The following is a 22,271-nucleotide window of genomic DNA, read 5'->3' on the forward strand; positions in this document are numbered from 1 at the left end:
TGTTGGTTACCCTTAGGCGGTGGTTTCCTACTGGCTGCCGAAGCCAGTGTATTTTTGCGAGTTTCTCCCGTTAGGGACTGAGTTAGGACGACACGAATGAAAGATTTGAATGTAGTAGACGGCATCAACGGTGCCGGCGACTGGTTGGTGAAGAACCAGGATCTGTTGATCCAGTACGCGGTGAATATCGTCGCCGCCATCGTTATCCTGATCATCGGTTCGATCGTGGCCCGCGTGGTCGGCAATGCGCTGAACCGCGTGATGAAACTGCGCGGCATCGACGCCACGGTGGCAGACTTCCTGTCGGCGATCGTACGTTACGGCGTGCTGGCGTTCACCTTCATCGCGGTGCTGGGGCGCGTCGGCGTGCAGACCACCTCGGTGATCGCCGTGCTGGGTGCCGCCGGTTTGGCCGTCGGCCTGGCGTTGCAAGGCTCTCTGTCCAACTTCGCCGCCGGCGTGCTGCTGGTGATCTTCCGCCCGCTGCGCGTGGGTGAGTATGTCGATCTGGGCGGCGTGGCCGGTACCGTCGATCAGGTGCAGATTTTCTCCACCACCCTGCGTACCGCAGACAACAAAACCATCGTGGTGCCGAACGGTAAAATCATCGCCGGCAACATCATCAACTACTCCCGCGAACCGAACCGCCGCGTGGACATCGTGGTAGGCGTGGCCTACAACGCCGATATCGACGTGGTGAAGAAGGTGTTGGGCGACGTGATCGCCGCCGACAAGCGCATTATGCACGCTAAAGGCGTGACCGTGCGTCTGAACGAGATGGCACCGTCCTCTCTGAACTTCGTGACCCGTTCCTGGACCACCAACGCGGAATACTGGAACGTGTACTTCGATCTGATGGAAAACTTCAAGCGCGCGCTGGATGCCCACAACATCGGCATTCCGTTCCCGCAGATGGACGTGCACCTGTATCGCACCGAAGACGTTTCCGCCAAGGCGGAATAACAGAGAAGGGGGCCCTGGCCCCCTTTTTTATTGCAGGCCGAGACGTCACTGATGGCGTCTCGGCCTTTTATTTTCCGCGAGTTCAGATGCCGGCCGCCGGTTCGGTGAGCGGCGCGCGGCGGTGCAGGCTGAGGCGATAAAGCAGGAAGATGGCGGCTGCGCCCAGCAGCGCCGGCAGCGCAAGCCAGAGGAAGAACACTTCCGGCGAACCGGCGGCGGTCATCATCCAGGCACCGAGCATCGAGCCGACGATCGAGCCGAAGCGGCCATTGGCCATGGCCCAGCTGACGCCGGTCACGCGGGCTGCAGTCGGGTAAAGGGTGGCGGAAACCAGATTCAGGCCGTTTTGCGCGCCGGCCACGCCGAAGCCTATCAGGAACACGACGGCGGCCAGCGTGTATGCGTCGCCCATCAGGTAACCAGTCACGCCGATCACCAGCGCGGCACCCAGGTAGGAGACGGCCAGCACGCGATAGGGCCCGACCCGATCCATCAGCAGCGCCATCAGGATGGCGCCCAGGGTGCCGCCGAGCGGCACCATCGCGCCGATGCGTGAGGCGTGGGCGATATCGAAACCGGCGTCTTTGAGGATCGTCGGCAGCCAACTGGTGAGCAGGTAGAACACGAACAGCGAACAGAAGAATGCCGCCCACAGCAGCAGGGTGCGCACGGCGCGCCCTTCGATAAACAGGTGCGAGATCGGCGACCTGGCCTGCGCCGGGCGCTCGTCATCGACAATGGGTCCCCCCGTCCAACGCTGGCCGGTGATACGCTCGACCACCCGGCGCAGCCGATCGGCATGTTTGGCGCTGGCGGCCATAAAGCGCACCGACTCGGGCATCTGCCAGGCCAACAGCGGCAGCAGCGCCAACGGTGCAATGCCGCCGACCAGCAGCAGGCCGCGCCAGCCGAACGCGGGGATGATCTGCCCGGCCAGCAGGCCGCCCAGGGCCAGCCCGGCGGTAAAGCCGCTCCAGCTGAGGGTGACCAGCAGCATGCGCCGGCGCGCCGGTGAGTACTCAGAGCTGAGGGTGATGCAGGTCGGTATCGCGCCCCCGAGGCCAATGCCGGTGATAAAGCGCAACCAGGTCAGAGATTCGATCGAATGCGCATAGGCTGAAGCCAGGGTGCAGCCGCCAAACACCAGCACCGCGACGAGCAGCACGCGTTTGCGGCCGATGGCGTCGGCGATCGGCCCGAACAGCAGGCTGCCGATCAGCAGACCGAACAATCCCGCACCGAAGGCGGGGGAGAGCTGCGCTGGCTGCAGGCCCCACTCTTCGCGCAGCGCCGGGGCGATATAGCCGATGATGGCGGTATCGAAGCCGTCCAGCAGGGCGATGAGGAAACATAAGGTCAGGATCAGGATTTGGTAGGGTGAGATCCTGGCGCGATCGATGATTTCGCTGATGCGAGCGGTATCTGGGCTCATGAGGGTTCCACTGTTATTAAGCTGGTGTGGGCTGGCTGAGGGGCCGTTCAGGCCGCTGTGGCTGGCATCGCGTAGAAATCCGAGTATACACCAGCGCGGGGGCGTTGCGGGGAGAAGGAGTCGATTGATAATCGCCCGCCGCAGGAGGCTACTGCGGCGGGCGCTGGCGCGGTTATTTGGCCAACAGCTCTCGGCGCACGATCTCGGCGCCTGCACTTAAGGCATTCAGCTTGCCGCGGGCGACCTGACGGGGCAGAGGAGCCATGCCGCAGTTGGTCGACGGATAGAGCTTGTCGGCATCGACAAACTGCAGCGCCTTACGCAGCGTAGCGGCCACTTCTTCCGGCGTCTCAACGGTATGATTCGCCACGTCAATGGCGCCGACCATCACTTTCTTACCGCGAATCAGTTCAAGCAGATCCATCGGCACGTGCGAGTTATGGCACTCCAACGAGATAATATCGATAGTCGACGTTTGCAGCTTGGGAAACGCCTCTTCATATTGCCGCCACTCAGAGCCCAGCGTCTTTTTCCAGTCGGTATTGGCCTTAATGCCGTATCCATAGCAGATATGTACGGCCGTTTCACACTTAAGCCCTTCAACGGCTCTTTCCAGGGCGGCGATGCCCCAGTCATTCACCTCGTCAAAGAATACGTTAAATGCGGGCTCATCAAACTGAATAATGTCGACGCCGGCGGCCTCAAGCTCTTTGGCTTCCTGATTGAGGATCTTGGCGAACTCCCAGGCCAATTTCTCGCGGCTTTTATAGTGGTTGTCATAGAGCGTGTCGATCATGGTCATCGGCCCCGGCAGGGCCCATTTAATCGGCTGCTGGGTCAGCTGGCGTAAAAATTTGGCGTCTTCAACGAAAACGGGCTTTTGACGCGAGACCGCCCCCACCACGGTTGGCACGCTCGCCTCGTAGCGATTGCGGATTTTAACCACTTCGCGTTTCTCGAAATCGACGCCGCTGAGGTGTTCGATAAACGTCGTGACGAAGTGCTGACGGGTTTGCTCGCCATCGCTGACGATATCGATGCCGGCCTGTTGTTGCTCTGCCAGCGATAAACGCAGGGCGTCTTGCTTGCCTTCGATTAATTCTTCATTTTGCAATTTCCAGGGCGACCACAGGGTTTCCGGTTGGGCCAGCCAGACCGGTTTGGGTAAGCTGCCGGCGGTCGATGTGGGGAGCAATATTTTCATGATAGGTGACCTGTATTTAAGTGAATCAAAGCGCGTAGTGGGCAGACCATTGCTCAAGAATAGGCTTGTAGGGTTTGATAAATTGCTCTTCCGTAAATTTCCCCTGCTCAATCGCCAACTGGCTACGCTCTTCGCGATCGTAAACAATCTTGGTTAATGAATGATCCTGGTTATTCAGGCTTGGCTGATAGCATTGCCCCGCCGCCGAGTTGGCATTGTAAATTTCAGGCCGATAGATTTTTTGGAAGGTCTCCATCGTGCTGATGGTGCCAATCAGCTCCAGATCGGTGTAATCGCTCAGCAAATCCCCGGGGAAATAAAACGCCAGGGGGGCGACGCTATTTTTCGGCATGAAATAGCGCACCTGCAGGCCCATTTTTTTAAAATACCGGTCGGTCAGCGAAGCGCCGTCTTGCCGATACTCGTCGCCCAAGACCGGGTGTTGATTGCCCGTCCGATGATAGGTGTCTTTGCTGGACACGCTGAGGCAGATCACCGGCGGTTTGCTGAAATTCTCATGGTATTCGTTTGAATTGACGAAGTGCTTAAAGATATTGCCGTGCAAATCGCCGAAATCATCCGGAATGGTAAATTCCGCCGTGTTTTTATTGTGCGCCGGCAGCAAGACGCTAAAGTCGTAATCGCGCACGTAAGAGGAGAAATTGTTCCCGACGATGCCCTCGATACGCGTTTGCGTTTTTTTATCAAGGATGTTGGTTTTCAGGATTTCTATCACCGGGAAGCTGGCGCTGTGATCTTCAATGCGCATCTCAACCGAAATGATTTCAAGCTCGACCGCATAGCGATCGGCCTTGGGGTTATCCCAATGCGCCAACGAATTGAAGCGGTTGTTAATCATCACCAGCGTGTTGCGCAGGTTCTCCCGGCGATTTTCCCCTCTGGCCAGATTGGCGAAGTTGGTGGTGATACGCGTATTTTCAGAAGGGTTATAATCTTCATCGAAAGAACTGCTCTTAATCGTAAAGGTAAAGTCTCTATTCATCGTCTTATAGCATCCTGTTATATGATATGAAGGCTGGGTTTATCCATTTATTTCAATGGCTTGTTTTTCTATTTTTTCATTCAGCCGATTTCATATTGTCTGTCGTTAATGAGGTCTATTTTTGCCAGAGTCCCGGTGGGAGTGAAAGAGACTTAATTTCATTACCACATGAGCCACATTCATGATCTGGGGTTCAGGTGGGTTTGCCGCCGTTGCTCTGCGGTGCAAGCCGCCCGGCAAGCTGGTGCAGCCTGAAAAATTACGGGTATAATCCCACCATGACCCCACGGCTTCAGACACGAACATGACAAAACTCACCTTACAAGAGCAGATGCTCAAAGCGGGCTTGGTAACCAGCAAGAAAATGGCCAAAGTCCAGAGAACGGCTAAAAAATCACGCGTTCAGGCGCGCGAGGCCAGAGAGGCGGTGGAAGAGAATAAAAAGGCGCAGCTTGAGCGCGATAAGCAATTGAGCGAGCAGCAAAAGCAGGCCGCGCTGTCCAAAGAATACAAGGCGCAGGTGAAGCAGCTGATCGAGATGAACCGCATCGTCCTGGCGAAAGGCGATATCGGTTTCAACTTCACCGACGGTAACCTGATCAAGAAAATCCTGGTGGATAAAGCGACCCAGACGCAGCTGATCAATGGCCGCCTCGCCATTGCCCGCTTGGTTGTCGAGAGCCGCGAAGAGTGTGAATACGCGATTATCCCCGCGAGCGTCGCCGATAAAATCGCGCAGCGCGATGCGGCCAGCATAGTGCTGCACAGTGCGCTGAGTCAGGAAGAGCAGGATGAAGACGATCCGTACGCCGACTTTAAAGTGCCCGACGATTTGATGTGGTAAGCCGCGTTCAGAACGGCGCGGCGTGACGAGCGGCTATCCGCTCTCCGCTGATGGGGTGCACAAAGTCCAGCTCGCTGGCGTGCAGCATCAGCCGCGGCGTCTGTTCGGTACCCGGCAGCAGGCGCCCGCCATACAGATCGCAACCTAAAATAGGATGGCCCAATTGCCGGCTGTGAATACGCAGCTGGTGGGTGCGTCCGGTCTCCGGGGTGAGCTGCACCCGCGTCAGCGGCAGCGAGATCCCGCCTTCCGTTTCACGATAAAAACGTTCGACGACCCGATAGCGGGAGCGGGCGGGCTTGCCGTGGAGGGCGCAAATCGACATTAGCGGGAACAGCGCCGGATTTTTGGCGATCGCCGCGTCTATTACCCCTTCGTTATCCGCCAGATGGCCGCAGAGCAGCGCGCTGTACACTTTGCCGACGGTGCGTTCGCTGAACTGCCGGCAGAGCGAGGCGTTGACGGCCTTGTTGCGGGCCACCACCATCAAACCGGACGTGCCGAAATCCAGGCGGTGCGCCAGGGCGCAGCCGGGGAACAGCTGTACCAGCCGGTGGTGTACCGAATCGAGATTCTGCGGATTTTTGCCCGAGAGGCTGAGCAGCCCGGCCGGCTTATTGATCAGCGCCAGATGATCGTCCTGATAGAGGATCTCTATCTGGTCATGGCATGGCGGGGCGATAAAGGTATCGGTGATCGTAGACATCGGGTGGCCGGCTGGAGGGTGGGGGCAGATGATAGCGAATTTCGCGTCGATGAGCGAATTTGACGGCGCAATCCCGCCGCTTGGAGTATTAGTGCTTCTGATACTGGATTAGAAACATCAATTTCACCTAATGATCGCTTCCTCGTATGATGCGCGTGTTGACCGATACGCGCCCACGTCCGGCGCCTTTTATCATTCGAGGAATTTCCCATGTTAGCCGTCTTCCTGCAGGGTTTTGCCCTGAGCGCCGCCATGATCCTGCCGCTGGGCCCGCAGAACGTATTCGTGATGAATCAGGGCATTCGCCGTCAGTACCATTTGATGATCGCCTCATTGTGCGCACTGAGCGATATCGTGCTGATCTGCGCCGGTATTTTCGGCGGCAGTGCGTTGCTGACCCGCTCGCCGCTGCTGTTGGCGCTAGTCACCTGGGGCGGTGTGGCGTTTCTGCTTTGGTACGGCTGGGGCGCGTTCCGTTCCGCCTTCAGCCCGCAACCGGCGCAGGCCGCGGCGCAGGAGCTGGCGCAGAGCCGCTGGCGCATCGTGGTCACCATGCTGGCGGTCACCTGGCTGAATCCGCACGTCTATCTGGACACTTTCGTGGTGCTCGGCAGCCTGGGCGGACAGCTGACGGCGGACGTGCGTTCCTGGTTCGCGCTTGGCGCGGTCAGCGCGTCGGCGGTGTGGTTCTTCGGCCTGGCGCTGCTGGCCTCCTGGCTGGCGCCGTGGCTGAATACGCAGCGGGCGCAGCGCATCATCAATGCGCTGGTCGGGTTGGTGATGTGGGGCATCGCGCTGCAGCTGGCCTGGCAGGGGGCAAATTTATAAGAATTTGTCACTAATCCGAATTCAAAACGCCGTGCGATATGCTACGTTTGATGCCAGGAATCCGGCGGTTCTCGCAGGGAAAAGCCGGCGATCAGAGACAGCCTGTCATTAAGGAGACACTGTGAAGCTAAAAGCATTGGCTATGGCCGCAATGGTCGGATTAGGGACGTTACCGATGGCGCTGCAGGCGGCTGAATTGCCTGAAGGGCCGCACGTCGTCACCTCCGGCACCGCCAGCGTGGACGCCACGCCGGATATCGCCACCCTGGCGATCGAAGTGAGCGTTTCCTCCAAAGACGCCGCCCAGGCGAAGAAGCAGGTAGACGAGCGCGTGGCGCAGTACTTTGATTTCCTGCAGAAAAACAACATCGAGAAGAAAGACATCAGCGCCGCCAACCTGCGCACCCAGCCGGAATACGACTACCTGAAAACCGGCGAGTCGGTGCTGAAGGGCTACCGGGCGGTGCGCCAGGTGCAGGTCACCCTGCGCCAGTTGGACAAACTGAACGAGCTGCTGGACGGCGCGCTGAAATCCGGCCTGAACGAGATCCGCGCGGTGGAGTTGGGCGTCGCCAAGCCGGACGTGTATCGCGAGCAGGCGCGGCAAAAAGCGATCGAGAACGCGACTCAGCAGGCAGAATCCCTGGCCAAAGGCTTCCACGCCAAGCTGGGGCCGGTGTACAGCATTCGCTACCGGGTCGCCAACTACCAGCCGATGCCGGTGGCGCGGATGTATAAGGCGGCCGGCGCGGCGGCGGAAAACGACGCGGCGCAAACCTATGAACAGCAAAGCATTCACTTCGACGATCAGGTGGATGTGGTGTTTGAGCTGCAGCGTAACGCCGCGCAGTAAGGGTGTGGTATTGAAGAAAAGGTTCGCCGCGGCGAACCTTTTTTCGTTTTAATCCTGGCGCAGCACCTGGTGACCGTGCTCCAGCAACGCGTCGGTCACTTTACGCATCATGCGGCTCTCCGGCGCGAAGCGGTGCCAGTACAGCATGCGGCGCTGGTACAGCCCCGGCGTCAGATCGATCAGTTCACCGGATGCCAGCTCCTTTTCGATCTGCAGATGCGGGATCATACAGCAGGTGGTGCCCTGACGCGCCAGCTGCACGAAGGCTTCCGATGAGTTCACGATGTGGCAGGGCACGCTGCCCGGCGACAGATCGAAGTTCTGCTGCAGGAATGCCTGGTGCATGTCGTCGAGATGGTCGAAGGCCACCGCCGGCGCTTTCAGCAGTGCGGAACGGGTGACGCCGTTCGGGAAATAGCGCTCGGCGAAGCCGCTGGAGGCCACAAACAGGTAGTCCAGCGCCCCCAGCCGATCCACCAGGCAGCTCGGCAGCGGCTGCGGCTGAATACTCACCGCGCCCACCACTTCACCGCGGCGCAGCCGCTCCTGGGTGCGGGTTTCATCTTCCACCTGCAGATTCAGGCGAATGGGGGAGTCCGCCAGCACCGGCTTCAGCGCCGGCAGCAGCCAGGTCGCCAGACTGTCGGCGTTGACCGCCAACGACAGCAGCAGCGGCGTATCGACGCCGGTGTCGTTGCCCAGCCACTCTTCTTCCAGCAGCTCCACCTGATGCAGCAGCGCCAGCAGCTTTTGCCCTTGTTCGGTCGGGCGCGGCGGCACGGTACGAACCAGCAGCGGTTGGCCGAACAGGTTTTCCAGCTGTTTGATGCGTTGGGATACCGCCGATTGCGTGATACAGAGTTTTTGCGCGGCGCGCTCGAAGCCGCGCTCACGGATCACCGCGTCCAGCGCTTGCAGCGTACGATAGTCTGGGCGTTTCATCGGAAAGATATCCCTTAAATTAGAATGATACCGGCACTATGCCACATTTTACGCATGGCGCAGGTGGAAAAATCACGCTCCCAGCTCGCCGCCAGGCGGGTAAAAATGCGGGCTGCGGTAAATAAGTGTGATCCTGCCGGCGTGAAAAACAGCGTTTTACCCTATAATACGCACACGTTTTCGTACAGAGGCAAGGGACATATTATGACGCAGGATGAACTGAAAAAAGCGGTGGGCTGGGCGGCGCTGGAATACGTGACGCCGGGCACCATCGTCGGGGTCGGCACCGGCTCTACCGCCGCCCACTTTATTGACGCGCTGGGTTCCATCAAGCACCAGATCGAAGGCGCGGTGTCCAGCTCCGATGCCTCCACCGCCAAGCTGAAAAGCCTCGGCATCCACGTGTTCGACAGCAACGAAGTGGACTCGCTCGATATTTACGTGGACGGCGCGGACGAAATCAACGGCCACATGCAGATGATCAAAGGCGGCGGCGCGGCGCTGACGCGCGAGAAGATCATCGCCGCTATCGCCAAGAAATTCATCTGCATCGTCGACGCCAGCAAGCAGGTGGACGTGCTGGGCAAATTCCCGCTGCCGGTGGAAGTGATCCCGATGGCCCGCTCCTATGTGGCGCGTGAGCTGGTGAAACTGGGCGGCCTGCCGGAGTATCGCCAGAACGTAGTGACCGACAACGGCAACGTGATCCTCGATGTGCATAACCTGAGCATTACCGACGCCGTGGCGCTGGAGAACAAGATCAACGGCATCGCCGGCGTGGTGACCGTGGGGCTGTTCGCCAACCGTGGCGCGGACGTGGCGCTGGTCGGCACCCCGGAAGGCGTGAAAGTGGTCAAATAAGCCTCTGCGGCCTGTGGCCCGGCTGTGCCGGGCCGCATAATTCTTCGGTTAAAACATCTTTTCTGAAAAGCGGCAAATTTGGTGACTTATGTCACATTGTGAAAACTGACTCCCCAAAGCTTCTGCCGAAAACTTTCCCTATGGCATTTTCTGCCGTAAACCGCCATCAACGCTGCGCCTTGTCCTGCCGGGCAGGCAATCGTTTGTATTGCCGCCTGCGTTATTTTTGTTATGTTGGATGGGAGCTGTGTCGTCACAGCCGCTTCTGAAGTCTGAACATAGGGTCGGGTAAATGGCAAAAGTATCATTGGAGAAAGACAGGATTAAATTCCTGTTGGTGGAAGGGGTTCATCAGAGCACGGTCGATAATTTGCGTGCCGCCGGTTATACCAACATCGAATACCACAAGGGTGCGTTAGATACCGAATCGCTGAAGGCATCCATCCGCGATGCACACTTCGTCGGCATCCGATCGCGTACGCATCTGACTGAAGAGGTGTTCGCCGCCGCAGAAAAACTGGTGGCGGTGGGCTGCTTCTGCATCGGCACCAACCAGGTTGATCTGAAAGCGGCGACCAAACGCGGTATTCCGGTCTTCAACGCCCCCTTCTCCAATACCCGATCCGTGGCCGAAATGGTGCTGGGCGAGCTGCTGTTGATGCTGCGCGGCATTCCGGCCGCCAACGCCAAGGCGCACCGCGGCGTGTGGCACAAACTGGCCGTGGGCTCCTATGAGGCGCGCGGCAAAAAGCTGGGCATCATCGGCTACGGCCATATCGGCACCCAACTGGGCATTCTGGCCGAAGGGCTGGGCATGAAGGTGTTCTTCTACGACATCGAGAACAAGCTGCCGCTGGGCAATGCGCAGCAGGTGCGCCATCTGTCCGATCTGCTCAATATGAGCGACGTGGTGACGCTGCACGTGCCGGAAACGCCGTCGACCAAAAATATGATGGGGGCGGAAGAACTGGCGCTGATGAAACCGGGCGCCATTCTGATCAACGCCTCGCGCGGCACCGTGGTGGATATTCCCGCGCTGTGCGACGCGCTGGCCAGCAATCACCTGGCGGGCGCGGCGATCGACGTCTTCCCGGAAGAGCCGGCGACCAACAGCGATCCGTTCAACTCGCCGCTGTGTGAGTTCGACAACGTGCTGCTGACGCCGCACATCGGCGGTTCCACTCAGGAAGCGCAGGAGAACATCGGCGACGAAGTGGCCGGCAAGCTGGCGAAATACTCCGACAACGGATCGACTCTGTCCGCCGTCAACTTCCCGGAAGTGTCGCTGCCGGCGCATGGCCCGAATGCCAGCCGCCTGCTGCACATCCACGAAAACCGTCCGGGCGTGCTGACGCAGATTAACCAGATCTTTGCCGAAGAGGGAGTTAACATCGCCGCACAGTATCTGCAAACCGGGCCGGAAATCGGCTATGTGGTGATCGACATCGAAGCGGAAACTGCGCGCGCCGACGCCGCGCTGCAGCGTATGAAAGCCATCGACGGCACCATCCGCGCCCGCCTGCTGTTCTGATTCGGCGGCATGCCGCAACGAAAAAGGCCGGAGCGATCCGGCCTTTTGCTATTTTGGCTCGTGCCACGCCCAGCTGCAGAGCGGGGTGAGGATTTCCGGCAGCGGGATATCCCAGTGTTCGGTCGGCAGATGCTCCACCTGCTGGCAATCATGGGCCAGGCCGATGGGATAGGGGCCGCCGCTGCGCCAGTTTTGCAGGGTGCGATCGTAAAAGCCGCCGCCCATGCCCAGACGCTGCCCGGTATGATCGAACGCCACCAGCGGTGTCAGCACCACCTCCAGTTCACCCTGCGGCAACACCTTGCGCACATCGAGGCGCGGTTCGAGAATATTGAAGCGATTGCGCACCAGCGGCGTTTCCGGCGCATAGCGCAGGAACAGCAGGTGGCCCGGGCTGAACGGATGCAGCACCGGCAGGTAAACCCGTTTGCCGAGCGTCCATAGCCGCTCGATCAGCGGCCCGGTATCGAGTTCGCCGTCAAACGACAAAAACACCGCGATGCTGTGCGCCGCCTGAATGCGTTCATGCGTGACGAGGCGTTCGGCTATCTTTTCTGCGGCAAAGCGTTGCTGGCCCGGCGTAAGCTCGCGCCGACGTTGGCGAATGAGTTGACGAATGGTTTGGCGCTGCTGCGCAAATTGGGGTTGAAAAGGCATCGTATCAGGCTTGCTCTGTGTGGTGTTCAGCACACATAAACCGCTGAGAAGGGGAATCTCCGAGATGCCGTCGCAGGCTGTAACCCTTGAACCCATGGTTCAAGGTGAACGTGCCGTCGCAATCTTAAGGCTTCTCGGCGCACCGAGCGTGCTCACCGATCGCGGAGCAACACATTCTGTTTGTACTAAATATCGGCTCAGGGGACTGGCCCGCTGGCGAACATCTCAGAGAAATTTTGTACTCGTTGCCGAAACTTTGATTTCAACAACTTAAGTTATTCGAATTGTGCATCCTGACGTTCAGAGATGCGACCTTGTTCAAGCAGCGCTTGTTCAATGGTCTGCTGCAGCATCCGTATGCGTTGTTCCATATTGGACGCGTAGTCACGGGTTTTCAACCGTTCTTGAGCAAGTTCGTGACAGACGTTCAATGCCGCGATGAAAACCAGTTGCTCAGTATTGGAGACTCTAGTGCGAACTTTAAGATCTTGCAACCGTTGGTTAAGATCGTCCGCCGCCATATTCAACGCATCTTGTTGTTCTGGCGGGCAATTGACTCTTAACGAGCGGCCAAAAATTTGAATATCTACCGGTTGTGCAGACATGCCACCTTCCTGCCTAAATTTCGCGCCAGCCTTGTCCGCCCTGGCCGGGCCGTCAAAGCGGGCGCCACTATATATACCTCGGTACCAAGATACAACCCCTTTTTCAGTACCTGGTTGTAATCTACTGTGGCGCACATTGCCAGTCAAAAAAGGGTTTCAAAATGCGTATTTACCGCACTTTCGTCACCCGCCGGCGCAGTGTGAAACCTGCCACATCGCGATTATAACTAGCCACTGAGGTGTCGCGCTTATCTGGTATAGCGACGGACCTTGGTGGTAGCATAACACGAACTTATCCTGCCAACGATGACGAATGCGCATGTCTATACAGAATACATTTCCAAGTTACCAATCTTTAACCGTGGCCCTCAACCAGCAGTCGGTGGCGTTGACCGCGGCAGAAATGCACGGCCTGATCAGCGGCCTGCTGTGTGGCGGCAGCCGTGACGCCGGCTGGCAGGCGCTGGTGCACGATCTGACCAACGAAGGCGTCGCCTTCCCACAGGCGCTCAGCCAACCGTTGCAGCAGCTGTATGAAGCGACGCGTGACACGCTGGAAGATGACGAATTCCTGTTCCAACTGATGCTGCCTGAAGGGGAGATCGTCAGCGTGTTCGATCGCGCCGACGCGCTGGCCGGTTGGGTCAACCACTTCCTGCTCGGTCTGGGCATGATGCAGCCGAAGCTGGCTCAGGTGAAAGACGAAGTCGGTGAAGCGATCGACGATCTGCGCAACATCGCGCAACTGGGCTACGACGAAGACGAAGATCAGGAAGAATTGGAACAGTCGTTGGAAGAAGTGGCGGAGTATGTGCGGGTCGCCGCCATCATGTGCCACGGCGAATTCACCCGTCACAAACCGACGGCGCCGGAAAATATCAAACCGACGCTGCACTAAACGTTCTATCGCCCCTCCGCCGGCGGTGCGGATGGCATGATTTCAGGAGAAGGTAATGACTCAGCAGGAATTCAACAACCGCCGCCAGGCGCTGTTGGCGAAAATGGCGCCGGCCAGCGCGGCGGTTATTTTCTCTGCGCCGGAAACGACGCGCAGTGCAGATTCAGACTATCCCTACCGGCAGAACAGCGATTTTTGGTACCTGACCGGCTTCAATGAGCCGGAAGCGGTGCTGGTGCTGATTAAAAGCGACGAAACGCACAACCACAGCGTGTTGTTCAACCGGGTGCGCGATTTGACGGCGGAAATCTGGTTTGGCCGCCGCCTGGGGCAAGACGCCGCACCGGCAAAGCTGGGTGTGGATCGCGCGCTGCCGTTCGATGAAATCAATGACCAACTGCACCTGCTGCTCAACGGCCTGGATGTGGTCTACCACGCGCAGGGCGAATACGCCTATGCCGATCAGATCCTGTTCGGCGCGTTGGACAAGCTGCGCAAGGGGTTCCGCCAGAATCTGCAGGCGCCGGCCACCGTGACCGACTGGCGGCCGTGGCTGCACGACATGCGGCTGTTTAAGTCGCCGGAAGAGCTGGCGGTGATGCGCCGCGCCGGTGAGATCAGCGCGTTGGCGCATACCCGCGCGATGGAAAAATGCCGCCCGGGCATGTTCGAATATCAGCTGGAAGCGGAAATTCATCATGAGTTCACCCGCCTCGGCGCTCGCTACCCGTCTTACAACACCATCGTCGGCAGCGGCGAAAACGGCTGCATCCTGCACTACACCGAGAACGAGAGCCAGATGCGCGACGGCGATCTGGTGCTGATCGACGCCGGTTGCGAGTTCCAGGGGTATGCCGGCGACATCACCCGCACCTTCCCGGTCAACGGTAAGTTCAGCCGGCCGCAGCGCGCAGTGTACGATATCGTGCTGGCGTCGCTGCAGCGTGCGCTGGAGCTGTTTAAGCCCGGCACCAGCATCCGCGAAGTCAATGACGAAGTGGTGCGCATCATGGTGGTCGGGCTGGTGGAGCTGGGCGTATTGAAAGGTGAAGTCGATCAATTGATCGCCGAGCAGGCCCACCGTCAGTTCTTTATGCACGGGCTGAGCCACTGGCTGGGCCTGGACGTGCACGACGTCGGCCACTACGGCACGCCGAGCCGCGATCGGCTGCTGGAGCCGGGCATGGTGCTGACCGTGGAACCGGGGCTGTATATCGCGCCGGATGCGGACGTGCCGGAGGAATACCGCGGCATCGGCATCCGCATCGAGGACGACATCGTGATCACCGCCGACGGCAATGAAAACCTGACCGCCACCGTGGTGAAAGACGCCGATGCCATCGAGGCCTTGATGGCGGCGGCAAGGTCGTAGCATGAGCGTTATTATCGTTGGCGGCGGGATGGCGGGCGCGACGTTGGCGCTGGCCATTTCGTCGCTTACTCAGGGAAGAATGGCGGTGGATTTGGTCGAGGCGACCCGGCCGGACGACCGCAGCCATCCTGGCTTTGACGCCCGCGCCATCGCTTTGGCGCAGGGCACCAGCCAACAGCTGGCGCGCATCGGCGTTTGGCCGGCGCTGCGCGACTGCGCCACGCCGATCACTCAGGTGCACGTCAGCGATCGCGGTCACGCCGGTTTCGTTAATCTGCAGGCGCAGGATTATCAGGTCGATGCGCTCGGCCAGGTGATCGAACTGCACGACGCCGGGCAGCGGCTGTTCGCGCTGCTGGCGAAGGCGCCTGGCGTCACGCTGCACTGCCCGGCGCGGGTGGTGGACGTGATTCGCACCGCGGAGCGGGCGGAAGTGCTGCTGGACAACGGCCAGCGTCTGCGCGGGCAGCTGCTGGTGGCGGCCGACGGCTCGCGTTCGGCGCTGGCGCAGGCCTGCAACGTGCAGTGGCGGCAGGAGGACTATCCGCAGTTCGCCACCATCGCCAACGTCACCACGGCGGAAGATCCGCAGGGGCGAGCTTTCGAGCGCTTTACCCGTTATGGGCCGCTGGCGCTGTTGCCGATGTCACAGGGGCGCAGTTCGCTGGTGTGGTGCCATGCGCGCGAAGATCGCGCCCGGGTGGATGCCTGGGACGACGCGCGTTTTATCGCCGAGCTGCAACAGGCCTTCGGCTGGCGGCTGGGGCGCATCCTCAAGGCCGGTAAGCGGCACAGTTATCCACTTGGCCTGCTAACCGCCGATCGTCATGTCAGCCACCGGCTGGCGCTGGTGGGCAACGCGGCGCAGACGCTGCATCCGATCGCCGGGCAGGGGTTCAACCTTGGTCTGCGCGACGTGATGTCGCTGGCGGAAACGCTGGCGGAAGCGATGAACAGCGGCGAAGACGCCGGCGGTTATGCGCTGCTGAGCCGCTATCAGCAGCGGCGACAAAACGATCAGCAGGCGACGATCGGCGTGACCGACGGATTGATTCGCCTGTTCGCCAACCGTTATGCCCCGCTGGTGGTCGGCCGCAATCTGGGGCTGATGGCGATGGCGCGTTTGCCGGCGGTGCGCGACGCCTTCGCCAAGCGCACATTGGGCTGGGTGGAACGTTAGACACAGAATCGGGCGCCCTGTGGCGCGCCCAAAAACGCGGCGTAGCAAGGCGTCGCGCGTTATTTAAGGAAATCGAGCAGCATGCAATCATTTGACGTGATTATCGCCGGTGGCGGTATGGTGGGGCTGGCGTTGGCCTGCGGCCTGCAGGGCAGCGGGCTGCGCGTGGCGGTGCTGGAGCAGCGCCAGCCGGATATGGCGCCGCCGTCGGAGCAGCCTGCGCTGCGCGTTTCCGCCATCAATGCCGCCAGCGAGCGTTTGCTGCAGCATATCGGCGTGTGGGACGACATCCTCCAGCAGCGCGCCAGCGCCTACAACGCGATGGAAGTGTGGGATCGCGACAGCTTCGGCAAAATCGCCTTCCGCGGCGACGAGTGCGGTTTCAGCCATCTCGGCCACATCATCGAAAATTCGGTGATCCAGCAGGCGCTGTGGAAGCGCGCCGAAAGCCTGTCGGACATCACGCTGATTACCCCGGCCGCGCTCAAGCAGGTGGCGTGGGGCGAGAATGACGCCTTCATCACGCTGGAGGACGGCCGTATGCTGACCGCCCGGTTGGTGATTGGCGCCGACGGCGCCCAGTCGTGGCTGCGCCAGCATGCCGATATCCCGCTGACCTTCTGGGACTATCGCCACCACGCGTTGGTGGCCACCATCCGCACCGAAGAGCCGCATCAGGCTACGGCGCGGCAAATTTTCCACGGCGACGGCATTCTGGCGTTCCTGCCGTTCAGCGATCCGCATTTGAGCTCCATCGTCTGGTCGGTCGCGCCGGAAGACGCTGAGCGTCTCAAGCAGCTGGAGCCGGAACAATTCAACCGCGAACTGGCGATGGCCTTCGATATGCGTCTGGGCGCCTGCAGCCTGGAAAGCGAACGGCTGGCGTTCCCGCTGACCGGCCGCTATGCGCGCAGCTTCGCGGCGCACCGCCTGGCGCTGGTGGGCGATGCGGCGCATACCGTGCATCCGCTGGCCGGACAGGGCGTGAATCTGGGCTTTATGGACGCCGCCGAGCTGATTTCCGAACTGCGCCGCCTGCAGCGGCAGGGCAAGGATATTGGCCAGCACCTCTATCTGCGCCGCTATGAGCGCCGCCGCAAACACGGCGCGGCGGTGATGTTGGCCAGCATGCAGGGGTTCCGCGAACTGTTCGACGGCAACCACCCGGCCAAAAAGCTGCTGCGCGACGTGGGGCTGCGGCTGGCGGACAGCCTGCCTGGCGTCAAGCCTAAGCTGGTGCGTCAGGCGATGGGCCTGAACGATCTGCCCGAGTGGCTTGCCTGACACCTGCCTTCTGCGAGCCCGCAGCGGGCTCGCGCTTCTCGCCTTATGCCATCGCGTTTCCTTATATAACCCTTCATTTGAAATAATCTAATTTCAGCCGCTTTTTATCATTACTTTTTCTAATTCCATGTTCGGTTATCAAAAGTCCGGATCCCATGTGCGGCCATAGGTTTGTTATATAAGTTCGGCATTTTGCCGCTTTAATTGTTAATTTTGTGCCTTAAGGCGCATTTATCCAGTGAAAAACTCTGCACACTAGCCCGGCATTTTACCGCCCCGGAACGGCGATGAGCCTATTTTAACTTATGGTTAATGTGGTCGTTCGGTGATAAGTTCGGGGGAAAGGTATCGTTTGCGTCACGGCGGTTGCACGCAGTTTTCGCCCGTCCCGGCGCAGCATTTGTGTTGAGCAGTCAGTGCGCCATGGCGATCGGGCCGCGAGCCAGGCTCCGCCGCATTGCGTGGCAGCACCCTAACTTCTAGCGACGAGTGGAAAGAGGGAAAAGATGGCAAAGCAAACCCCACTGTACGACCAGCACGTGGCGTGCGGTGCGCGCATGGTAGACTTTCACGGCTGGATGATGCCGCTGCACTACGGCTCGCAGCTCGATGAGCACCACGCGGTACGTCAGGATGCCGGCATGTTCGACGTGTCTCACATGACCATCGTGGATCTGCACGGCGCTCGCACCCGCGAGTTCCTGCGCTACCTGCTGGCGAACGACGTCGCCAAACTGACCCAACCCGGCAAAGCGCTGTACACCGGCATGCTGAATGCTTCCGGCGGCGTGATCGACGACCTGATCGTTTATTTCCTCACTGAAGACTATTTCCGCCTGGTGGTGAACTCCGCCACCCGCGACAAAGACCTGGCCTGGATCGAAGAGCACGCCGCGCCGTATGGCGTCGCGCTGACGGTGCGCGACGATCTGGCGCTGATCGCGGTGCAGGGCCCGCAGGCCAAAGAGCGCGCCGGCACCCTGTTCACCCCGGAACAAAAAAGCGCGGTCGAAGGCATGAAGCCATTCTTCGGCGTGCAGGCCGGCGAGCTGTTCATCGCCACCACCGGTTACACCGGCGAGGCCGGCTATGAGATCGCGCTGCCGAAAGAGCAGGCGGCTGATTTCTGGCAAAAATTGCTGGCCGCGGGCGTCAAGCCGGCCGGTCTGGGCGCGCGCGACACCCTGCGCCTGGAAGCGGGCATGAACCTCTACGGGCAAGAGATGGATGAAGGCGTTTCGCCGCTGGCCGCCAACATGGGCTGGACCATCGCCTGGCAGCCGGAAGATCGCCGTTTCATCGGCCGCGAAGCGCTGGAACAACAGCGCGAGCAGGGCACCGAGCAACTGGTCGGCTTGATCATGACGGAAAAAGGCGTATTACGTAATGAGCTGCCGGTGCGTTTCACTGACGCGGCGGGGCAAACCCACGAAGGCGTGATCACCAGCGGTTCGTTCTCCCCGACGCTGGGCTTCAGCATCGCGCTGGCGCGCGTGCCGGCGGGTATCGGCGAGCAGGCCATCGTGCAGATCCGCAACCGCGAGATGCCGGTCAAAGTGACCAAGCCTGGTTTCGTTCGCGCCGGCAAGCCGCTGACAAATTGATTTTTTATTGATTGATTCTTTTATTTCTTCGAAGGAGTAACCGGCGATGAGCAATGTGCCAACAGAATTGAAATACGCATCCTCTCATGAGTGGGTTCGCGCAGAAGGTAACGGCGTTTACACCGTAGGCATCACCGAACATGCGCAGGAACTGCTGGGCGATATGGTGTTTGTCGATCTGCCGGAAGTGGGCCGCACAGTCGCCGCCGGTGAAGACTGCGCCGTGGCGGAATCCGTCAAGGCGGCGTCGGACATCTACGCGCCAATCAGCGGTGAAATCGTGGCGGTGAACGCCGAGCTGGAAAGCTCCCCGGAGCTGGTGAACAGCGAACCTTACGGTGACGGCTTCCTGTTCCAGATTAAAGCCTCCGACGAAGGCGAGCTGGCGAACCTGCTGGACGCCGCGGCTTATCAGGCCTCGATCGACGAGTAATCGTGCCCACGCCCCAGGCCTTTCGGCCGGGGCGTTTTAGTTACCGTTCAAGCTATATCCCGTATCACGCAAGCATTCAGGAATTTGTAGCAATGACTCAGACACTCAGCCAACTCGAACACAGCGAAGCGTTCATCGAACGCCACATCGGCTCTTCTGCGGAACAACGCCAGGAGTTGCTGGCAGCGGTGGGCGCTCGCTCGCTCAGCGCGCTGATCCAACAGATCGTGCCGGCGGACATTCAGCTGCCGGGGCCGCCGCCGGTTGGCGACGCGGCGACCGAACACCAGGCGCTGGCTGAGCTGAAGGCGATCGCCTCGCAGAATCAGCGCTACAAATCCTACATCGGCATGGGCTACAGCGCCGTGCTGACGCCGCCGGTGATCCTGCGCAACATGCTGGAAAATCCGGGCTGGTACACCGCTTACACCCCCTATCAGCCGGAAGTGTCGCAGGGCCGTCTGGAAGCGCTGCTGAACTTCCAGACTGTGACCCTCGATCTGACCGGCCTGGATCTGGCCTCCGCATCGCTGCTGGATGAAGCCACCGCCGCCGCTGAGGCGATGGCGTTGGCCAAACGCGCCAGCAAGCTGAAAGACGCCAACCGCTTCTTCGTGGCTGACGACGTGCATCCACAGACGCTGGACGTGGTGCGCACCCGCGCCGAAACCTTCGGCTTCGACGTCATCGTCGATAAAGCGGAAAAAGTGCTGGAGCTGGACGGCGTGTTCGGCGTGTTGCTGCAGCAGGTGGGCACCACCGGTGAACTGCACGACTACAGCGCGCTGCTGGCCGAACTGAAATCGCGCAAAATCATCACCAGCGTGGCTGCCGACATCATGGCACTGGTGCTGCTGACCGCGCCGGGCAAGCAGGGCGCCGACGTGGTGTTCGGCTCCGCACAACGCTTCGGCGTGCCGATGGGCTACGGCGGCCCGCACGCCGCCTTCTTCGCCTGCCGCGACGAGTTCAAGCGCTCGATGCCGGGCCGCATCATCGGCGTTTCCCGCGATGCCGCCGGCAACACCGCGCTGCGCATGGCGATGCAGACCCGCGAGCAACATATCCGCCGCGAGAAGGCCAACTCGAATATCTGTACTTCGCAGGTGCTGCTGGCCAACATCGCCAGCCTGTATGCGGTGTATCACGGCCCGCAAGGGCTGCAGCGCATCGCCGGGCGCATCCATCGCCTGACCGACATCCTGGCCGCCGGGCTGCAGAAGGCCGGTCTGACGCTGCGCCACAACACCTGGTTCGACACCCTGACCGTTGAAGTGAAAGACAAGGCGGCGGTGCTGGAGCGCGCGCTGAGCTTCGGCATCAACCTGCGTACCGACATCCACGGCGCCGTGGGCATCACGCTGGATGAAGCCACCTCGCGTGAAGACGTGCAAACGCTGTTCGCACTGCTGGCGGGCGACAATCACGGTCTGGACATCGACGCGCTGGACGCGGCGGTGAGCAAAAACAGTCAATCGATCCCGGCCGCCATGCTGCGCCAGGATCCGATCCTGACCCACCCGGTATTCAACCGCTATCACAGCGAAACCGAGATGATGCGTTACATGCATCGCTTGGAGCGTAAGGATCTGGCGCTGAACCAGGCGATGATCCCGCTGGGTTCCTGTACCATGAAATTGAATGCCGCGGCGGAAATGATCCCGATCACCTGGCCTGAATTCTCCGAACTGCACCCGTTCTGCCCGCCGGAGCAGGCTGCCGGTTACCAGCAGATGATCGGCCAACTGTCTCAGTGGCTGGTGCAGCTGACCGGCTATGACGCGGTGTGCATGCAGCCGAACTCCGGCGCGCAGGGCGAATACGCCGGCCTGCTGGCGATCCGCCGCTACCACGAAAGCCGCAACGAAGCGGGCCGTCACGTCTGCCTGATCCCGAGCTCGGCGCACGGCACCAACCCGGCCTCCGCCCAGATGGCGGGCATGAGCGTGGTGGTGGTGGCCTGCGACAAGAACGGCAACATCGATCTGCACGATCTGCGCGTCAAGGCGGAGCAGGCGGGCGAAGAACTCTCTTGCATCATGGTGACCTACCCGTCGACCCACGGCGTGTATGAAGAAACCATCCGCGAAGTGTGCCAGATCGTGCATCAGTTCGGCGGTCAGGTGTATCTCGACGGCGCCAACATGAACGCCCAGGTGGGCATCACCACGCCAGGCTACATCGGCGCGGACGTTTCGCACCTCAACCTGCATAAAACCTTCTGCATTCCGCACGGCGGCGGCGGACCGGGCATGGGCCCGATCGGCGTGAAAGCGCACCTGGCGCCGTTCGTGCCGGGCCACAGCGTGGTGCAGATCGACGGTGTGACCACCCAGCAGGGCGCGGTCTCCGCGGCGCCGTTCGGCAGCGCCTCCATCCTGCCTATCAGTTGGATGTACATCCGCATGATGGGCGCGGAAGGCCTGAAGCAGGCCAGCCAGATGGCGATCCTGAACGCCAACTACATCGCTACCCGTCTGAAAGACGCGTATCCGATTCTGTATACCGGCCGCGATCACCGCGTGGCGCACGAATGCATCCTCGACATTCGTCCGCTGAAGGAAGAGACCGGCATCAGCGAAATGGACATCGCCAAGCGCCTGATCGACTTCGGTTTCCACGCGCCGACCATGTCGTTCCCGGTGGCGGGCACGCTGATGGTCGAGCCGACCGAGTCGGAAAGCAAGGTGGAGCTGGATCGCTTTATCGATGCGATGCTGGCGATCCGCAGCGAAATCGACCGCGTCGCCAAAGGCGAATGGCCGCTGGAAGACAACCCGCTGGTGAATGCGCCGCACGTGCAGGCGGAGCTGGTCAACGACTGGCAGCACCCTTACAGCCGCGAGCTGGCGGTGTTCCCGGTGGCCGGCGTACGCGAGAACAAGTACTGGCCGAGCGTTAAGCGTCTGGACGACGTGTACGGCGACCGTAACCTGTTCTGCTCTTGCGTGCCGATGAGCGATTACGAATAACACGTTCGGCAAAGTTTGTGTTTGGGGGACACCGCATGATGCGGTGTCCCTTTTTATTTTATCGCGGCCTATTCTTTCCGGTACGTTCCCACGATTTGA

20 protein-coding genes and 1 other RNA gene are annotated in these 22,271 nt (G+C 60.3%); 13 read left to right on the top strand and 8 right to left on the bottom strand.

All coding sequences use genetic code 11. The features are described from left to right. Nucleotides 1-96: 96 nt before the first annotated feature. On the top strand, nucleotides 97-963 hold the full coding sequence (gene mscS, locus L085_RS08275; protein ID WP_004931590.1) for a small-conductance mechanosensitive channel MscS: 867 nt from the start codon (nucleotides 97-99) through the stop codon (nucleotides 961-963). An 82-nt stretch (nucleotides 964-1,045) separates the two neighbouring features. On the opposite strand, the gene L085_RS08280 is transcribed toward mscS, so the two are convergent. The 3 genes from L085_RS08280 to L085_RS08290 form a co-directional block, all read right to left on the bottom strand. Beyond that, nucleotides 1,046-2,395, bottom strand: a complete 1,350-nt coding sequence (locus L085_RS08280) for an MFS transporter (protein WP_044030527.1) — start codon at nucleotides 2,393-2,395, stop codon at nucleotides 1,046-1,048. 172 nt (nucleotides 2,396-2,567) lie between these two features. Then, the gene (locus L085_RS08285) at nucleotides 2,568-3,599 is read right to left on the bottom strand and encodes a methionine synthase (RefSeq protein WP_044030528.1); all 1,032 of its coding nucleotides are present in this window, start codon (nucleotides 3,597-3,599) and stop codon (nucleotides 2,568-2,570) included. A gap of 25 nt (nucleotides 3,600-3,624) precedes the next feature. Next, nucleotides 3,625-4,602: a DUF1852 domain-containing protein gene (locus L085_RS08290; RefSeq protein WP_033632135.1), complete on the bottom strand. Its 978-nt coding sequence runs from the start codon at nucleotides 4,600-4,602 to the stop codon at nucleotides 3,625-3,627. 304 nt (nucleotides 4,603-4,906) lie between these two features. Here L085_RS08290 and L085_RS08295 point away from each other — a divergent pair, with 304 nt between their 5' ends. Beyond that, nucleotides 4,907-5,446: a DUF2058 domain-containing protein gene (locus L085_RS08295; RefSeq protein ID WP_004931599.1), complete on the top strand. Its 540-nt coding sequence runs from the start codon at nucleotides 4,907-4,909 to the stop codon at nucleotides 5,444-5,446. A 7-nt stretch (nucleotides 5,447-5,453) separates the two neighbouring features. On the opposite strand, the gene L085_RS08300 is transcribed toward L085_RS08295, so the two are convergent. After that, entirely contained in the window at nucleotides 5,454-6,152 is a 699-nt protein-coding gene (locus L085_RS08300) for an RluA family pseudouridine synthase (protein WP_044030529.1), read from the bottom strand. Nucleotides 6,153-6,362: 210 nt separating this feature from the next. On the opposite strand from L085_RS08300, the gene argO reads away from it, so the two are divergent. Together argO and L085_RS08310 are read left to right on the top strand one after the other, a co-directional pair. Then, a complete protein-coding gene (gene argO / locus L085_RS08305) occupies nucleotides 6,363-6,980 on the top strand; it encodes an arginine exporter ArgO (RefSeq protein ID WP_004931603.1) in 618 nt (205 codons plus the stop codon). A 121-nt stretch (nucleotides 6,981-7,101) separates the two neighbouring features. Then, nucleotides 7,102-7,833: an oxidative stress defense protein gene (locus tag L085_RS08310; protein WP_031300626.1), complete on the top strand. Its 732-nt coding sequence runs from the start codon at nucleotides 7,102-7,104 to the stop codon at nucleotides 7,831-7,833. A 48-nt stretch (nucleotides 7,834-7,881) separates the two neighbouring features. Here the strand turns inward: L085_RS08310 and L085_RS08315 are convergent, their stop codons facing one another. Further along, the gene (locus L085_RS08315; RefSeq protein ID WP_004931613.1) at nucleotides 7,882-8,775 is read right to left on the bottom strand and encodes a LysR family transcriptional regulator ArgP; all 894 of its coding nucleotides are present in this window, start codon (nucleotides 8,773-8,775) and stop codon (nucleotides 7,882-7,884) included. A gap of 204 nt (nucleotides 8,776-8,979) precedes the next feature. Here L085_RS08315 and rpiA point away from each other — a divergent pair, with 204 nt between their 5' ends. Both rpiA and serA read left to right on the top strand, forming a co-directional pair. Then, nucleotides 8,980-9,636, top strand: coding sequence for a ribose-5-phosphate isomerase RpiA (gene rpiA, locus L085_RS08320; RefSeq protein ID WP_004931614.1), 657 nt, complete (start codon nucleotides 8,980-8,982; stop codon nucleotides 9,634-9,636). A 292-nt stretch (nucleotides 9,637-9,928) separates the two neighbouring features. Next, nucleotides 9,929-11,167: a phosphoglycerate dehydrogenase gene (gene serA / locus L085_RS08325; RefSeq protein ID WP_004931617.1), complete on the top strand. Its 1,239-nt coding sequence runs from the start codon at nucleotides 9,929-9,931 to the stop codon at nucleotides 11,165-11,167. A gap of 48 nt (nucleotides 11,168-11,215) precedes the next feature. Here the strand turns inward: serA and L085_RS08330 are convergent, their stop codons facing one another. From L085_RS08330 to zapA, 3 genes are all read right to left on the bottom strand, one after another. Next, nucleotides 11,216-11,824 carry a 5-formyltetrahydrofolate cyclo-ligase gene (locus L085_RS08330; RefSeq protein ID WP_044030530.1) on the bottom strand — a complete coding sequence of 203 codons (609 nt, stop codon included), beginning with the start codon at nucleotides 11,822-11,824 and terminating at the stop codon, nucleotides 11,216-11,218. A 52-nt stretch (nucleotides 11,825-11,876) separates the two neighbouring features. Continuing rightward, nucleotides 11,877-12,059: non-coding RNA, 6S RNA (ssrS, locus tag L085_RS24550), on the bottom strand. Nucleotides 12,060-12,099: 40 nt separating this feature from the next. Continuing rightward, nucleotides 12,100-12,429 (bottom strand): cell division protein ZapA, encoded by a 330-nt coding sequence (gene zapA, locus L085_RS08335; RefSeq protein ID WP_004931621.1) that lies wholly within the window; start codon nucleotides 12,427-12,429, stop codon nucleotides 12,100-12,102. Nucleotides 12,430-12,748: 319 nt separating this feature from the next. On the opposite strand from zapA, the gene L085_RS08340 reads away from it, so the two are divergent. From L085_RS08340 to gcvP, 7 genes are all read left to right on the top strand, one after another. Further along, nucleotides 12,749-13,327, top strand: a complete 579-nt coding sequence (locus L085_RS08340) for a YecA family protein (RefSeq protein ID WP_004931622.1) — start codon at nucleotides 12,749-12,751, stop codon at nucleotides 13,325-13,327. Nucleotides 13,328-13,382: 55 nt separating this feature from the next. Beyond that, nucleotides 13,383-14,699: a Xaa-Pro aminopeptidase gene (pepP, locus tag L085_RS08345; RefSeq protein ID WP_044030531.1), complete on the top strand. Its 1,317-nt coding sequence runs from the start codon at nucleotides 13,383-13,385 to the stop codon at nucleotides 14,697-14,699. Between the two features lies 1 nt (nucleotide 14,700). Beyond that, nucleotides 14,701-15,879: a 2-octaprenyl-6-methoxyphenyl hydroxylase gene (gene ubiH / locus L085_RS08350; protein WP_044030532.1), complete on the top strand. Its 1,179-nt coding sequence runs from the start codon at nucleotides 14,701-14,703 to the stop codon at nucleotides 15,877-15,879. Between the two features lie 81 nt (nucleotides 15,880-15,960). After that, on the top strand, nucleotides 15,961-17,163 hold the full coding sequence (gene ubiI / locus L085_RS08355) for an FAD-dependent 2-octaprenylphenol hydroxylase (RefSeq protein ID WP_004931629.1): 1,203 nt from the start codon (nucleotides 15,961-15,963) through the stop codon (nucleotides 17,161-17,163). A 506-nt stretch (nucleotides 17,164-17,669) separates the two neighbouring features. Beyond that, nucleotides 17,670-18,767: a glycine cleavage system aminomethyltransferase GcvT gene (gcvT, locus tag L085_RS08360; protein ID WP_004931631.1), complete on the top strand. Its 1,098-nt coding sequence runs from the start codon at nucleotides 17,670-17,672 to the stop codon at nucleotides 18,765-18,767. A gap of 46 nt (nucleotides 18,768-18,813) precedes the next feature. Beyond that, nucleotides 18,814-19,200: a glycine cleavage system protein GcvH gene (gene gcvH / locus L085_RS08365; RefSeq protein WP_004931633.1), complete on the top strand. Its 387-nt coding sequence runs from the start codon at nucleotides 18,814-18,816 to the stop codon at nucleotides 19,198-19,200. Nucleotides 19,201-19,292: 92 nt separating this feature from the next. Continuing rightward, nucleotides 19,293-22,172, top strand: a complete 2,880-nt coding sequence (gene gcvP, locus L085_RS08370; RefSeq protein ID WP_004931634.1) for an aminomethyl-transferring glycine dehydrogenase — start codon at nucleotides 19,293-19,295, stop codon at nucleotides 22,170-22,172. The last annotated feature ends 99 nt before the right edge of the window (nucleotides 22,173-22,271 follow it).

This window comes from Serratia sp. FS14, assembly GCF_000695995.1.
In the GTDB taxonomy this organism is placed as follows: domain Bacteria; phylum Pseudomonadota; class Gammaproteobacteria; order Enterobacterales; family Enterobacteriaceae; genus Serratia; species Serratia nematodiphila.